At 71.9% G+C, this 14,302-nt stretch carries 13 protein-coding genes and 1 riboswitch; of the genes, 4 read left to right on the top strand and 9 right to left on the bottom strand.

The annotated features are described in order from the left end of the window. Positions 1-65: 65 nt before the first annotated feature. The 4 genes from ACFWAR_RS22660 to ACFWAR_RS22675 all read left to right on the top strand — a co-directional run bounded on the left by ACFWAR_RS22660 (position 66) and on the right by ACFWAR_RS22675 (position 4,044). Positions 66-860, top strand: coding sequence for an ABC transporter ATP-binding protein (locus tag ACFWAR_RS22660; protein WP_385779934.1), 795 nt, complete (start codon positions 66-68; stop codon positions 858-860). After that, positions 842-1,921 (top strand): hypothetical protein, encoded by a 1,080-nt coding sequence (locus tag ACFWAR_RS22665; RefSeq protein WP_385779936.1) that lies wholly within the window; start codon positions 842-844, stop codon positions 1,919-1,921. Before ACFWAR_RS22660 ends, ACFWAR_RS22665 begins: the two co-directional genes overlap by 19 nt. 26 nt (positions 1,922-1,947) lie before the next feature. Further along, positions 1,948-3,039 carry an LOG family protein gene (locus ACFWAR_RS22670; RefSeq protein ID WP_385779939.1) on the top strand — a complete coding sequence of 364 codons (1,092 nt, stop codon included), beginning with the start codon at positions 1,948-1,950 and terminating at the stop codon, positions 3,037-3,039. Between the two features lie 87 nt (positions 3,040-3,126). Next, positions 3,127-4,044: a hypothetical protein gene (locus tag ACFWAR_RS22675; RefSeq protein ID WP_385779941.1), complete on the top strand. Its 918-nt coding sequence runs from the start codon at positions 3,127-3,129 to the stop codon at positions 4,042-4,044. A gap of 108 nt (positions 4,045-4,152) precedes the next feature. Here the strand turns inward: ACFWAR_RS22675 and ACFWAR_RS22680 are convergent, their stop codons facing one another. The 9 genes from ACFWAR_RS22680 to rpsB form a co-directional block, all read right to left on the bottom strand. Then, positions 4,153-5,175 (bottom strand): ABC transporter ATP-binding protein, encoded by a 1,023-nt coding sequence (locus tag ACFWAR_RS22680; protein ID WP_385779944.1) that lies wholly within the window; start codon positions 5,173-5,175, stop codon positions 4,153-4,155. Continuing rightward, the gene (locus ACFWAR_RS22685) at positions 5,175-6,791 is read right to left on the bottom strand and encodes an ABC transporter permease (protein WP_385779969.1); all 1,617 of its coding nucleotides are present in this window, start codon (positions 6,789-6,791) and stop codon (positions 5,175-5,177) included. The genes ACFWAR_RS22680 and ACFWAR_RS22685 overlap by 1 nt, the downstream gene beginning before the upstream one ends. Positions 6,792-6,833: 42 nt before the next feature. Continuing rightward, the gene (locus tag ACFWAR_RS22690; protein ID WP_385779947.1) at positions 6,834-7,910 is read right to left on the bottom strand and encodes a thiamine ABC transporter substrate binding subunit; all 1,077 of its coding nucleotides are present in this window, start codon (positions 7,908-7,910) and stop codon (positions 6,834-6,836) included. 98 nt (positions 7,911-8,008) lie between these two features. Further along, positions 8,009-8,117, bottom strand: a riboswitch (TPP riboswitch). Positions 8,118-8,181: 64 nt separating this feature from the next. After that, positions 8,182-9,294, bottom strand: a complete 1,113-nt coding sequence (gene rlmN, locus ACFWAR_RS22695) for a 23S rRNA (adenine(2503)-C(2))-methyltransferase RlmN (RefSeq protein ID WP_385779950.1) — start codon at positions 9,292-9,294, stop codon at positions 8,182-8,184. A 119-nt stretch (positions 9,295-9,413) separates the two neighbouring features. Beyond that, positions 9,414-10,481: a phosphatidate cytidylyltransferase gene (locus ACFWAR_RS22700; RefSeq protein ID WP_385779953.1), complete on the bottom strand. Its 1,068-nt coding sequence runs from the start codon at positions 10,479-10,481 to the stop codon at positions 9,414-9,416. After that, the gene (frr, locus tag ACFWAR_RS22705; RefSeq protein WP_351040105.1) at positions 10,481-11,038 is read right to left on the bottom strand and encodes a ribosome recycling factor; all 558 of its coding nucleotides are present in this window, start codon (positions 11,036-11,038) and stop codon (positions 10,481-10,483) included. The genes ACFWAR_RS22700 and frr overlap by 1 nt, the downstream gene beginning before the upstream one ends. A gap of 69 nt (positions 11,039-11,107) precedes the next feature. Next, positions 11,108-11,887 carry a UMP kinase gene (gene pyrH, locus ACFWAR_RS22710; protein WP_385779958.1) on the bottom strand — a complete coding sequence of 260 codons (780 nt, stop codon included), beginning with the start codon at positions 11,885-11,887 and terminating at the stop codon, positions 11,108-11,110. A gap of 162 nt (positions 11,888-12,049) precedes the next feature. Then, positions 12,050-12,886, bottom strand: coding sequence for a translation elongation factor Ts (tsf, locus tag ACFWAR_RS22715; protein ID WP_385779961.1), 837 nt, complete (start codon positions 12,884-12,886; stop codon positions 12,050-12,052). A 128-nt stretch (positions 12,887-13,014) separates the two neighbouring features. After that, positions 13,015-13,920, bottom strand: coding sequence for a 30S ribosomal protein S2 (gene rpsB / locus ACFWAR_RS22720; protein WP_385779964.1), 906 nt, complete (start codon positions 13,918-13,920; stop codon positions 13,015-13,017). Positions 13,921-14,302: the final 382 nt, after the last annotated feature.

Below are 14,302 nucleotides of genomic sequence, written 5' to 3' on the forward strand. Positions count from 1 at the left end.
CATCTCATTGCGGCGCCAGTGACCAAGCGGGCTCCGCTTCGTTCCCCCGGACGGAGGTGTACGCCATGGTTGCTCCACCGGACAACGACGTGCTCTGGGCACGCTCTCTGCACTACTCCCACAGCGGATCGCCCGGCCTCATCGGTGTCTCGATCGGCGTGCGCCGGGGTGAGGTCCTCGCCGTCACGGGCCCCCGCGGCAGCGGCAAGACCACGCTGCTGCACTGCCTGTCCGGGCAGCTCGTGCCCGAGCAGGGCGAGGTCTGGTTCGACGACGTCCCCGTGCACACCATGGGAACGCTGGCCCGGGAGCGGCTGCGCCGCGACCGGTTCGGCTGGATCGGCCCCGAGCCCGGGCTGCTGCCGGAGCTGAAGGTCTGGGAGAACGCCGCGCTGCCGCTGCTCCTCGCGGGCGCCCCGCACCGCGTCGCCAAACACGCCGCCTGCGAGTGGCTGGACCGGCTCGACATCGGCGGCTTCGCCCGCAAGCGCCCCGGCGCCCTGACCCGCGCCGAATCGCAGCGGGTCGCCCTGGCCCGGGCCCTGGTCGGCGACCCCTCGGTGATCTTCGCGGACGAACCGACGGCCCCTTTGCACCGCGCCGAGCAGGCCACCCTGCTCCGGACGCTGACCACCGCCGCCCGCTCGCACGGGATCACCGTGCTCCTGGCCACGCACGACGAGCGGACCGCCGAGGTCGCCGACCGCCGCCTGGCCCTCCTCGACGGCCGCCCGGTGCCGACCACGGGCGCGGAGCCGAGCGGGGACGCGGACCCGGGCGGGGTCGCGGACACCGCTGCGGCCGCTCCCGGACCGGCGACGGAAGCGGAGGGTCAGGGCGCGTGCTCGCTCTCCGCCTGACCCGGGGCTCCCGGCCGCTCGTCCAGCTGCGTCGGCTGCTGGTCGCGGCCGCCTCGGCCGGAACCGGTTTCCTGCTGCTGTACGTGCTGGCGGGGGCGCTCGCCGGACCCGCCGGATCGTTCCCCCGGCTGCTGTGGGCGCTCGTCCCGCTCGCCGTGACCGTGCACTTCGCCGTCGCGGTGGCCCGTACCGACCCGGCCACCCGACCCCGCGAGGGGATGGACGCGGCCGGGCTGGGGCCCGTACGCCTGGTGCTCGTCGCGGCGATCTCCACCGCCGTCGCCTGCACCCTGGGCAGCGCGCTCGCCCTCGCCGCCTTCCTGCACCTGCGCGGGGAGGTCTCCGGGCTGCCCTTCGACGGAGCGGGGGCCCGGCTCCTGCACGCCGACCGGCCGCTGCCGGTGGCCGCCGCCCTCACCCTGCTCGCGCTGGTGCCGCTCATCGCCTCGGCCACCGTGGCCCTCACCCTGCGGCCCGGGGCGCGGGCGCGCCGTACCCCGCAGGCCGAACTGCCGTGGGGGATCTCACTCACCGCCTGCGGGCTGGCGGTCGAGGCCTACGCGGGCCGCGGCGGCCCAGGGATGCTCACGGGCTGGGCGCTCACCGCCGTCGGGCTGTCCCTGGCCGGGCCCGGCCTGGCCTACGCCTGCGGCACCCTCGTCCAGGCGGTGCGCCCCGGCGCGACGCGGCTGCTCGCTGGCCGGATCCTCCAGGAGGAGGCGCCCCGGGTCGGCCGCCCGCTCGGCGTGCTGTGCGCGGTGGCGGCCGGGGCGCTGACCGCCCTGGCCCTGCGCGAGCAGGGCGGACTGCACGTACCGCTGGGACCGCTGACCGGACCGGCGGCCGCGCTGGTCGGCGCCTGCGCCGCCGCGACCCTGCTGACCACCGCCGTCGAGATCCGCCAGGGCCGGTCGCCGGCCCGCGAAGCGCTGCGCGACCTGGGCGGCGCGGCCGGGGTGCTGCGCGGCGCGGTGGCGCTGCGGGCCGTCGCCCTGCTCGCGGTCTGCGTTCCGCTCAGCTGGGGTGTGGCGCAGCTGACGGTGACCGCCTTGACCCACTGACGAGGACAGCCCTTAGGGTGGGCGAAATGGCTTACCCGGACATCGAGATCGAGACCCTCGCCGAATTCGACCAGGTCGTCGCCCGCGGGGACCTGAGCGGCTACCGCATCCAGTCGGTCAACCTGCTGGAGCGCACCCTCGCCCTGCTGTCGAGCGACACCACCGCGGCCGTCTTCCTGGGCTGCCCCATGGAGCCCGACGCGGCCGCGAAGGTGCGCGCGGACGGGGCGCTGGTCTTCCCGCCGGTGCCCGACCTGCCGTTCGACCCCTACCGGGGGCTGCTCTACACCCCGCAGGAGCTCTTCGCCTCGCTGTCCGCCGGGTACGAGGCCACCCCGGACGCCGAGGCGTACGCCTGGTTCCAGGAGACGAAGGCCGACGGCGACGTCTTCTCCTCCATGCTGCGGTCCATCCACGACGACGCCATCTCGGACGCCCTGGACGAGCACCTCGCGGGCGCCCGGGTGGTGGGCGTCATGGGCGGGCACGCCATGGCCCGCGGCGGCCCGGCCTACGCGGGCGCGGCCCGACTGGGCCGGAGCCTGGCCCGGACCGGGCTGACCGTGGCCACCGGTGGCGGACCCGGCGCGATGGAGGCGGCGAACCTCGGCGCGTACCTGGCCCCGGCCGCGGACGACGCGCTCACGGAGGCCCTGAAGATGCTGGCCGAGGCGCCGTCCTTCGCCCCGTCGGTCTCCCGGTGGGCGCGGGCCGCCTTCGCCGTGCGGGAGCGCTGGCCCGACGGCGGTGACTCGGTGGGCATCCCGACCTGGTTCTACGGCCACGAGCCGCCGAACGCCTTCGCGGGGCACATCGCGAAGTACTTCGCGAACGCCGTCCGCGAGGACGGGCTCCTCGCGCGGTCCAACGCGGGCGTGGTCTTCCTGCCGGGCGCCGCGGGGACCGTGCAGGAGATCTTCGACAACGCCACCCCGAACTACTACGGATCGCGCGGCGAGCCAGCCCCGATGATCCTGGTCGACCGGGAGCACTGGACCGAGCGGCTCCCGGCGTGGCCGCTGCTCCAGGCCCTGGCGGCGGGCCGGCCGATGGAGTCCCGCATCGCACTGGTGGACTCCGTCGACGAGGTTCCGGCGACACTCGCGTCATTCGTTTAGGGGTACGAGGCAACTTCCGGGGCCGATAGGCCGTCTGGCATAGGTAATAGATACGTAAAAACCTGCCAGACGTGAACGGAGCCCTCTGTGCTCATAGGCCTGCTGACCGCTGTCGCGGCTTCCATCTGCTACGGCACGGGATCCGTCCTACAAGCCGTGGGGTCCCGCAAGGCGGCCCGGAGTTCCGAGGCCGGGGCGGGGGTCACCCAGCACGGGGGACCGAACCTCGCCTCCACCGCCAAAGCGGCGATGACCTGGGAGTTCATCGTCGGCACCATCCTGGACTTCCTGGGGTTCGGGCTCGGTGCGCTGGCCGCCCGGCTGCTGCCGTTGTTCCTTTCCCAGACGGTCATCAGCGCCAACCTGGTGATCACCGCCGTGCTGAGCGTGAAGATGCTCGGCATCCGGCTGACCCGCAAGGAGTGGACCTCGATCGGTGTCGTCTGCGGCGCGCTGGTGCTGCTGGCGACGGCCGCGGGCCACGAGGGCGGACACCACGCCGCGGCCGCGACGCACTGGTGGCTGCTGGCGGTGACCGTGCTGATCATCGGCGGCGGCACGGTGGCCGTGCGGTTCCTCGGCGGGCGGGCGGCGATCCTGGCGGGTCTGCTGTCCGGCCTGGCGTTCGGTGCGCTGGGCGTGGGCGTGCGCATCCTGGACGGCATCGAGCCGTTCTCGCTCGGTGCGCTGCTGGCGGACCCGGCCCTGTACGCGATCTTCCTCGCCGGGACCGGCGGCATGTACCTGCACACCGTCGCCCTGCAGATCGGCTCGGTGAACGGTGCGACGGCGGCGCTGGTCGTGGGCGAGACGGTGCTGCCGGGGGCCATCGGCGTCCTGTGGCTCGGGGACGCGTCCCGGCCGGGGCTGGCGTGGTTGGCCGTACTCGGCTTCGTCCTGGCCGTGGCGGGTGCGGTGGCGGTGGCCTGGTTCGGCAACCACGAAGGCGCCGACCCCGAAACCGAGGCGAACACCAAATCGGACCCCCCGGTCCCGGTCCACTGACCCGACCGTCCGCACGCGGCCCGCTTGCACCTCAGGCGGCGCCTCAATCGCCGCCGGGCCACCGGCCCCGCCGGCGATTGAGGCGAATCGCCGCGCCGGGGACGGCGGCTACTCCGGGGGAAGGACGACCACCTCGGACGGGGTGAAGGTGACCGCGACCCGGTCCCCCGGACCCGGCGCCCCGGCCCACCCGCACTCGGCCTCCAGCACCGGCCCCGCCTCCGCCCGCAGCCGCAGCGCCACGTGCGTCCCCCGAAACGTCCGCGCCTCCACCACGCACCCCAGCCCGGAGGGCCCCGGCACGACCCCCGCCGACCGCACCAGCACCCGGCACGCCCCCTCCGGGGACCCCACCGGCACCGGGATCCGGCCCCACACGGTCTGCGCCACGCCCCCCGAGACCTCCGCCGGAACCACGTTCTCGAAGCCGAGGAACCGCGCCACGAACTCGGACGCGGGCCGCTGCCAGACCTCCAGCGGGGTCCCGACCTGGGCGATCCGTCCCTCCCGCATGACCACCACCCGGTCGGCGAGCGCGAAGGCCTCGCCCTGGTCGTGCGTCACGGCGAGCACGGTCGTCCCGAGCCGGGAGAACAGCTCCCGCAGCTCGACGACGAGTCGCTCCCGCAGCCCCCGGTCCAGCTGCCCCAACGGCTCGTCGAGCATCAGCAGCCGCGGCGACGGCGCCAGCGCCCGGGCCAGCGCCACCCGCTGCTGTTCGCCGCCGGACAGGGAGGCCACGGCCCGGCGCTGCGCCCCCGGCAGACCGACCAGCTCCAGCAGCTCCGCCACCCGGGCCTCGTACGACGACCGCGCCGCACCCCGCATCCGCAGGCCGAAGGCCACGTTCCCGCCGACGTCGCGGTGCGGGAAGAGCTGGTGGTCCTGGAACATCAGGCCCACCCCGCGCCGGTGCACCGGCACCCCGCGCTGGTCGGCCCCGCCGAGGCGCACCAGCCCGGCCGCGGTCGCCTGGAGTCCGGCGACCACCCGCAGCAGCGTGGACTTCCCGCTGCCGCTCGGCCCGAGCACGCACACGGTCTCGTGCTCGGCGACCGCCAGGTCCACCGCGTCCACGACCGCACGCTCGCCGAAGCGCACCGAGACCTCGCTCAGTTCCAGCAGGGTCATCAGAACTCTCCGGAGGTCTTGTCGGGGCGCAGCCGTTCCAGCGCCAGCAGGGACGCCGCGCACACCAGCATCAGGATCGTGCTCAGGGCCATCGCCTGCCCGTAGTTCATCTCGCCCGCGCGTCCCAGCAGCCGGGCCACGGCCACGGGCAGCGTCGGGTGGTCGGGCCGGGCGATGAAGACGGTCGCCCCGAACTCGCCGAGCGAGACCGCGAAGGCGAATCCGGCGGCGATCAGCAGCGCCCGCCGCACCAGCGGCAGGTCCACCTCCCGCCAGGCCCGCAGCGGCGAGGCCCCCAGCACCGCCGCGGCCTCGCGCAGCCGGCCGTCCACGGCGCGCAGTACGGGCAGCATGGTCCGTACGACGAAGGGGACGCCGACCAGCGCCTGGGCGAGCGGCACCAGGATCCACGAGGTGCGCAGGTCCAGCGGCGGCTCGTCCAGGGTGATCAGGAAGCCGAAGCCGACCGTCACGGCCGACACCCCCAGCGGAACCATCAACAGCGCGTCGAACCCGCGCACGAAGCGGCCCCCGCGCCGGGTGAGCGCCGCGGCCGCGAGCCCCCCGACGACCAGGGCGATGGCGGTGGCGGCCAGGGCGTACTGGAGGGAGTTCCAGATCGCCTCCAGCGGCGGCACCAGGAAGGTCCCGCCACCGGCGCCCGCCTCTTGCAGGGCCCGGTAGTAGCGGAAGCCGTAGCCCCCGGGCGTGTCGAAGGACCGTTCGACCAGGACCCCGAGCGGCAGCACGATCAGCAGCGCGACCGTCAGCAGGACCGCGCCGAGCAGCAGCCGCTGCCCGGCGCCGCTCGGCCGCCGCGCCGTCCCGGCGGGATCGACCAGACGCAGCGCGGTCTCCCGCTTGCGCACGGTCCAGGCGTGCACGCCGAGGATCGCGCCGACGGCCACGAACTGCACCATCGTCAGGACGGCGGCGGTCGGCAGGTCGAGGAGCTGCGCGGTCTGCCGGTAGACCTCCACCTCCAGGGTGGAGTACGCCGGTCCGCCGAGGATCTGCACGACGCCGAAGGAGGTGAAGGTGAACAGGAACACCATCAGGGCGGCCGCGGCGACGGCCGGGCCGAGCGCGGGCAGGGTCACCCGGCGCCAGGCGGCGAACCGCCCCGCCCCGAGCACCCGGGCCGCCTCCTCCTGGCGCGGGTCGAGCTGCGCCCACAGGCCGCCGACCGTGCGGACGACCACGGCGTAGTTGAAGAAGACGTGGGCGAGCAGGATCGCCCAGACGGTGGTGTCCAGCCGTACGCCCCACAGCTCGTCCAGCATCCCGCCGCGTCCGACCAGGGCCAGGAAGGCGGTGCCGACGACCACGGTGGGCAGCACGAAGGGAACGGTGACGACCGCCCGCAGCAGCTGTTTGCCGGGGAACTCGAAGCGGGCGAAGACGTAGGCCCCGGGCAGTGCGACCAGCAGCGTCAGCGCGGTCGAGGCCAGCGCCTGCCAGGTGGTGAACCACAGCACGTCGGCGATGTCGGGCCGGGCGAGGACCTCGCCGATCCGGCCGAACCGCCAGCCGTCGTCGCCCCGCAGACCGCGGCCCACGATCGCGGCGACCGGGTAGGCGAAGAACAGGCCGAAGAAGGCGAGGGGCAGGGCCATCAGGGCGAGCCGCACCACGACCGCCCGACTCCTTCGCGCCGCTTACTTCACGACGAGCGAGGACCATGCCTTGACCCACTGCTCACGGTTCTTCGCGATGGCGTCGGGCGCGACCGTCTCCGGCTTCTCGACGACCACGCCGTGCTTGGTGAAGAGGTCCGGCAGCTTCGCGTCCTTGACCACCGGGTTCACGAACATCTGGAGCGGCATGTCCTCCTGGAACTTCTTGCTCACCAGGAAGTCGATCAGGGCCTTGCCGCCCGCCTCGTTCTTCGCGCCCTTGAGCAGGCCCGCGAACTCGACCTGCCGGAAGCAGGTGCCGGTGGCGACCCCGGTGGGAGCCTCGGCCGGCTGCGGCTCGGCGTACAGCACCTCGACCGGCGGGCTGGACGCGTAGGAGACCACCAGCGGGCGGTCGCCCTTGGCCTTCTTGCCGCCGGCGGAGCCGGAGAACCGCTCGTTGTACGCCGCCTCCCACGAGTCGACGACCTCGACGCCGTTCGCCTTGAGCTTGGTCCAGTAGGCCTTCCAGCCGTCGTCGCCGTACTTGCCGACGGAGGCCAGGAGGAAACCGAGGCCGGGCGAGGAGGTCGCCGCGTTCTCGGTGACCAGCAGGTTCTTGTACTCCGGCTTGACCAGGTCGTCCAGCGTCTGCGGCGGGGCGAGCTTCTTGTCGGCGAAGTACGCCTTGTCGTAGTTGACGCAGATGTCGCCGGAGTCGACCGGGGTGACCCGGTGCTCCTTGTCGAGCTGGTACTGGGCGCCGACCCCGGCCAGGCCCTTGGCCTCGTACGGGGTGAAGATGCCGCTGTCGAGCCCGCGCGAGAGCAGGGTGTTGTCGATGCCGAAGAAGACGTCGCCGCGCGGCGAGCCCTTCGTCAGGATCTCCTGGTTGAGGGCGGCGCCCGCGTCGCCGCTCTTGAGCACCTTGACGGTGTAGCCGCTCTGCTGCTCGAACTCCTTCAGGACCGCCGGGGTCACGTTGAAGGAGTCGTGGCTGACGAGGGTGATCGTCTTCGTCTCCGCCGCCGGCTTGGACTCGCCGCCGCAGGCGGCGAGGGTGCTCACGCCCAGCGCGACGACGAGCGCGCTGCCCGCGATCTTCTTGGTGGTGCTCATTGAATGCTTCCTCCTGGGATGTCCAGGAGAAGACGCGGCCCTGCCCAGCGCCTCGCGCCACGTGGACGCGAGAGCGGTCGCCGGGCAGGGCGCAACAGCTTGAGTGGTGACCGAACTTCCTACCCGGAATGACCCGGGCGAGGTTCAGAGGGTCTGCGGTGACGGTTACCGCACTCTCAGCGCTGTGGCGCTCCCCTGTCGGAATATGCAGTTGGTTTCGGCCACAGGGTACCCCGCGGCCCCGCTCCGGGAGGAAATCCGGAATCCGGCGCTAGCGCTCCGAAGCGGCGAGCTGGCCGCAGGCGCCGTCGATCTCCTGGCCGCGCGTGTCCCGGACGGTCACCGGTACGCCGTGGTTCGCGATGGCCTGGACGAAGGCCCGCTCGTCCTCGGGGCGCGAGGCGGTCCACTTGGAGCCCGGGGTCGGGTTCAGCGGGATCAGGTTGACGTGCACGCGCTTGCCCTTGAGCAGCCGGCCCAGCCGGTCGCCGCGCCAGGCCTGGTCGTTGATGTCACGGATCAACGCGTACTCGATGGAGATCCGGCGGCCGGACTTGTCGGCGTACTCCCAGGCCGCGTCCAGCACCTCGCGCACGTTCCAGCGGGTGTTCACCGGCACCAGGGTGTCGCGCAGCTCGTCGTCGGGCGCGTGCAGCGAGACGGCCAGACGGCACTTGAAGCCCTCGTCGGCGAAGCGCAGCATGGCCGGAACCAGGCCGACCGTGGAGACCGTGATGCCGCGCTGCGACAGGCCGAGGCCGTCGGGCTCCGGGTCGGTCAGCCGACGGATCGCGCCGACCACGCGGTTGTAGTTGGCCAGCGGCTCGCCCATGCCCATGAAGACGATGTTCGACAGGCGCGCCGGGCCGCCGGGCACCTCGCCGTCGCGCAGGGCGCGCATGCCGTCGACGATCTGGTGCACGATCTCCGCGGTGGAGAGGTTGCGGTCCAGCCCCGCCTGGCCGGTGGCGCAGAACGGGCAGTTCATGCCGCAGCCCGCCTGCGAGGAGATGCACATGGTGACCCGCTCGGGGTAGCGCATCAGGACGGACTCGACCAGCGTGCCGTCGTGCAGCTTCCACAGCGTCTTGCGGGTGGTGTCGTCGTCGCACGAGATGTGCCGGATGACCGACATCAGGTCGGGGAGCAGCTCCTCGCGGAGCTTCTCGCGGGAGGCCGCCGGAATGTCCGTCCACTGCGCCGGGTCGTGGTTGTACCGGGCGAAGTAGTGCTGCGACAGCTGCTTGGCCCGGAACGGCTTCTCACCGATCGCGGCCACGGCCTCGCGCCGCTCCTCGGGGGTGAGGTCGGCCAGGTGCCGCGGGGGCTTCTTGGCTCCGCGAGGGGCGACGAAAGTGAGCTCTCCCGGAACAGGGCGGGCCATGGCAGGTACTCCTCGGTAAAGACGAAAGGCGCACCGCAAGAAGCAGCGCGCCTTTCAAGGGTAACCGCCCGGGGGGTTCCGCCCCTCTCGGACGGACTCCTCCCGGTCCCCGCGGGGGGTCAGCCCGTGCCGACGAAGGCCGCCAGCAGCAGCCACACCACGGGCGCGGTCGGCAGCAGCGAGTCCAGCCGGTCCATGATCCCGCCGTGCCCCGGCAGCAGCGTTCCCATGTCCTTGATGCCGAGGTCCCGCTTGATCATCGACTCGCCGAGATCGCCCAGCGTGGCGCTGACCGCGACCGTCAGGCCCAGCAGCAGACCCTGCCACCAGGCGCCGCCGTCGATCAGGAACTCCATGCACAGCGCGCCGGCGACCATCGCGAAGGCCACCGCTCCGAAGAGCCCCTCGCGGGTCTTGCCGGGGCTGATGCGCGGGGCCAGCTTGTGCTTGCCGAAGCGCCAGCCGACCGCGTACGCCCCGGTGTCGCTGACCACCGTCAGCAGCAGGAAGGTGACCACCCGCTGCGGCCCGTCGTCCGCGGTGAGGAGCATCGCGACGAACGTGGCCAGGAAGGGCACGTAGAAGGCGGCGAACACCCCCGCCGTGACGTCCTTGAGGTAGTCCTCGGGGGGTTCGGTCATCCGCCACACGAGCACCGCGAGCGCGGTGAGCGCCATCGCGACCCAGGCGCCCTCGGCCCCCCGGACGTATCCGGCGATGACCATGGCCGCGCCACCGACCGCGAGCGGTACCAGCGGGGCCTTGATGCCCTTCTGCTCCTGGAGGCGGGAGGTCAGCTCCCACAGCCCCACGACGACCGCGACGACGACGACGCCGACGAACACCGCCTTGACGATGAACAGCGAGGCGAAGATCACCGCGCCGAGGCCGATGCCGACCCCTATGGCGGCGCGCAGGTCACGCCCGGCCCGCTTCTTCTGCGGGGGCTGCGAGGCGTCCTGCGGGGCCTGCGAAGGTGGGGTGGACATGGGCTCCTGCGGCGGCGTCTCGGCGCGGAACTGGGGGCCGCCCGCATCGGCGGCCCCCGGATCGCGTGCTTCCCGGTCGTCGAAGTCACGGCCGGCGGCATCGGGAACGATGGGCATGGGCCGAGTGTGCGGGCCCACCTGCGCATCGTATGCGGGACCCGCCGGAACCGGCTCCGCCCGCCAGGGAGAGTCGTTCATCAGACTTCGAGCAGCTCGGCTTCCTTGTGCTTCAGCAGCTCGTCGACCTGCGCGACGTACTTCGCGGTGGCGTCGTCGAGCTCCTTCTCCGCGCGGCGCACCTCGTCCTCGCCGGCCTCCTTGTCCTTCACCATCTTGTCGAGGGTGTCCTTCGCCTTGCGGCGGATGGAACGGATGGAGATCTTGGAGTCCTCGGCCTTGGTCTTGGCGACCTTGATGTACTCCTTGCGGCGCTCCCCCGTCAGCTCGGGGAAGGTGACGCGGATGATCCGGCCGTCGTTGCTCGGGTTGACGCCGAGGTCGGAGTCGCGGATCGCCTGCTCGATGTTGCGCAGGGCCGACGCGTCGAACGGCGTCACGATGGCCATGCGCGGCTCGGGAACCGCGAAGGACGCGAGCTGGTTGATCGGCGTGACCGCGCCGTAGTACTCGGCCACGATCTTGTTGAACATCGCCGGGTGCGCACGGCCGGTCCGGATCGCCGCGAAGTCTTCCTTGGCGACGACGACGGCCTTCTCCATCTTCTCCTCGGCCTCGAGGAGGGTTTCTTCGATCACCACGTGCTCCTGCATGTCTTGAATGGATGGTTCAGGCTGGCGGGGCCGGCCGGGCGCCGGGTGCCCGTGTCAGGCCCGGGTGCCCTGATCGCTGACGAGCGTGCCGATCTTCTCACCCTTGACCGCGCGGGCGATATTGCCCTCGGCGAGCAGTTCGAAGACCAGGATCGGCAGCTTGTTGTCGCGGCACAGCGTGATGGCCGTGGCGTCGGCGACCTTGAGGTCGCGGGACAGCACCTCGCTGTACTCCAGGGCGTCGAACTTCACCGCGTCCGGGTTCTTCTTCGGGTCGGAGTCGTAGACCCCGTCCACGCCGTTCTTGCCCATCAGCAGGGCCTCGGCGTCGATCTCCAGGGCGCGCTGGGCGGCCGTGGTGTCGGTGGAGAAGTAGGGCATGCCCATGCCCGCGCCGAAGATGACGACGCGCCCCTTCTCCAGGTGGCGCACGGCGCGCAGCGGGATGTAGGGCTCAGCGACCTGACCCATGGTGATGGCGGTCTGGACGCGGGAGTCGATGCCCTCCTTCTCCAGGAAGTCCTGGAGGGCGAGGCAGTTCATGACCGTGCCCAGCATGCCCATGTAGTCGGACCGGGCCCGGTCCATGCCGCGCTGCTGGAGCTCGGCGCCGCGGAAGAAGTTGCCGCCGCCGATGACGACCGCGATCTCCGCGCCGTCGCGGACGACGGCCGCGATCTCGCGGGCGATGGCGTGCACGACGTCGGGGTCGACGCCCAGGCCGCCGCCGCCGGAGAAGGCTTCGCCGGACAGCTTCAGCATGAAGCGGCGACCCTTCTTGTCCTGGTCGCTCTTGTCGTCGGAAGCGGTGTGGGGGTCCACGCCCTGATTCATGGAGATCTCCTCGTGCACATACGAAGGAGGCCATTGCCGGTGGGTCCTCGCGGTTCCCTCTACGGCAATGGCCTCCTCGTCAGATCTGCGGTCGTCCGGCGCGAAGGCGGACGACTGCTTCAGACCCTACCGGGGTCCGGTGTCCGTCGCGTACGGACGGACTCAGATGCCGACCTTGATGCGCGCGAAGCGCACCAGGGTGACACCGGCCTCGTCCAGAACCTTCTGGACGGACTTCTTGGCGTCCAGGGCGTAGGACTGCCCCAGCAGGGTGTTGTCGCGGACGAAGCCCTTGACGCGACCCTCGACGATCTTCGGCAGAGCGGCCTCGGGCTTGCCCTCGGCGCGGGTGACCTCTTCGGCCACGCGACGCTCGGACTCGAGGATCTCGGCCGGGATCTCGTCCTCGGCGAGCCACTTCGGCGCGAACGCGGCGATGTGCTGCGCGACGCCGCGGGCGACCTCGGCGTCGGCCTTGTCGAGCTCGACCAGGACACCGATCTGGAACGGCAGGTCGGGCATGGTGCGGTGCATGTACGCCGAGACGTAACCGCCGGTGAACTGCGCGAAGCGGTCCAGGACGATCTTCTCGCCGAGGTTGGCGTTGGCCTCGTCCACGAACGCCTGGACCGTCTTGCCGGCCTCGATCTCGGACGCGAGCAGCGCCTCGAGGTCGGCCGGGGAGGTCTTGGCGATGTGGGCGGCCAGCTGGTCGGTGACGGCCTGGAACTTGTCGCCCTTGGCGACGAAGTCCGTCTCGCACTTCAGCTCGACGATGACACCGGAGGTGTTGTCGTCGGCGATGAGCGAGGCGACGGCACCGTTCTCGGCAGAACGGCCCTCGCGCTTGGCGACGCCCTTCTGACCCTTGATGCGGAGCGCCTCGATGGCCTTGTCGACGTCGCCGTCGGACTCGACCAGCGCGTTCTTGCAGTCCATCATGCCGACGCCGGTGAGCTCGCGGAGCTTCTTGACGTCAGCGGCGGTGTAGTTCGCCATGAGTCTGTGATTCTCTCTCGAAGTCGTAGAGGAGATGGCGGGGGAGACGCGCTCGTGGCGCGGCTCCCCCGCCGTCATCGTCCGTGCTGCGAGTGCCCGGCGGGTGAACGCCGGGCGCTCTCAGTGGGTCAGGCCTGCTCGGCGTCGGCGGCCGGGGCCTCGACGACGGGCTCGGCGACGACCTCGGCGGCCGGAGCCTCGACAGCGGCCTCGACTGCGGCCTCGGCCGGAGCCTCAGCAGCGTCGTCAGCCTTCTTGTCGCCCTCGAGGAGGTCGCGCTCCCACTCGGCGAGCGGCTCGGCGGCGGCCTTCTCGCCCGGCTTCGAGTCACCGGTGGCGGCACCGGAACGGGCGATGAGGCCCTCGGCGACGGCGTCGGCGATCACGCGGGTGAGCAGGGTGACGGAGCGGATCGCGTCGTCGTTGCCCGGGATCTTGTAGTCGACCTCGTCGGGGTCGCAGTTGGTGTCGAGGATCGCGACGACCGGGATGTGGAGCTTGCGCGCCTCACCGACGGCGATGTGCTCCTTCTTGGTGTCGACGATCCAGACGGCGCTGGGAACCTTCGACATCTCGCGGATGCCGCCGAGGGTCTTCTCCAGCTTGGCCTTCTCGCGCGAGAGCACGAGGAGCTCCTTCTTGGTGAGACCCGAGGCCGCGACGTCCTCGAAGTCGATCGCCTCAAGCTCCTTCAGACGCTGGAGGCGCTTGTAGACGGTGGAGAAGTTGGTGAGCATGCCACCCAGCCACCGCTGGTTGACGTACGGCATACCAACGCGCGTCGCCTGCTCGGCGATGGCCTCCTGGGCCTGCTTCTTGGTACCGACGAACATGATGGAACCGCCGTGGGCGACGGTCTCCTTCACGAACTCGTAGGCGCGGTCGATGTACGACAGCGACTGCAGCAGGTCGATGATGTAGATGCCGTTGCGCTCCGTGAAGATGAAGCGCTTCATCTTCGGGTTCCAACGACGGGTCTGGTGACCGAAGTGGACGCCGCTTTCCAGCAGCTCCCGCATCGTGACGACGGCCATGGCCATCTCCTTGTTTTCTCGGTTTGGTTCCTGACGCCCCACCGCGCCCTGCCCCCGCAGAGGGGACCGAGAGGCGCTGCCACGCGGCCTGAGAGGCCGGTGCTGGGGCGTGCGAAGTCGACCCGGTGACCCGGATCGCCACCAGAAGTGTACGGGACCCGGCGGTGTGCCGGGTGACGGCGATGTCCACACCGGACGGGCCGTCCACAGGCCCCGACGGAGCGTGTCCCCGGCGCGGGACGGTGGGGGCATGAAGACCCTGACCCTCGTCCTGACGGCCCTGCTGGCGGCGCCGGTGGCGGCGCTCGCCCCGGCGCCCGCGCCCGCTCCGGCGCCGGCCGCCGCTCCTGCTCGCGTCCCCGCCGCTCCCGGCGGGGCCCTG

This window comes from Streptomyces sp. NPDC059917 (genome assembly GCF_042730635.1).
Classification (GTDB): Bacteria; Actinomycetota; Actinomycetes; order Streptomycetales; family Streptomycetaceae; genus Streptomyces.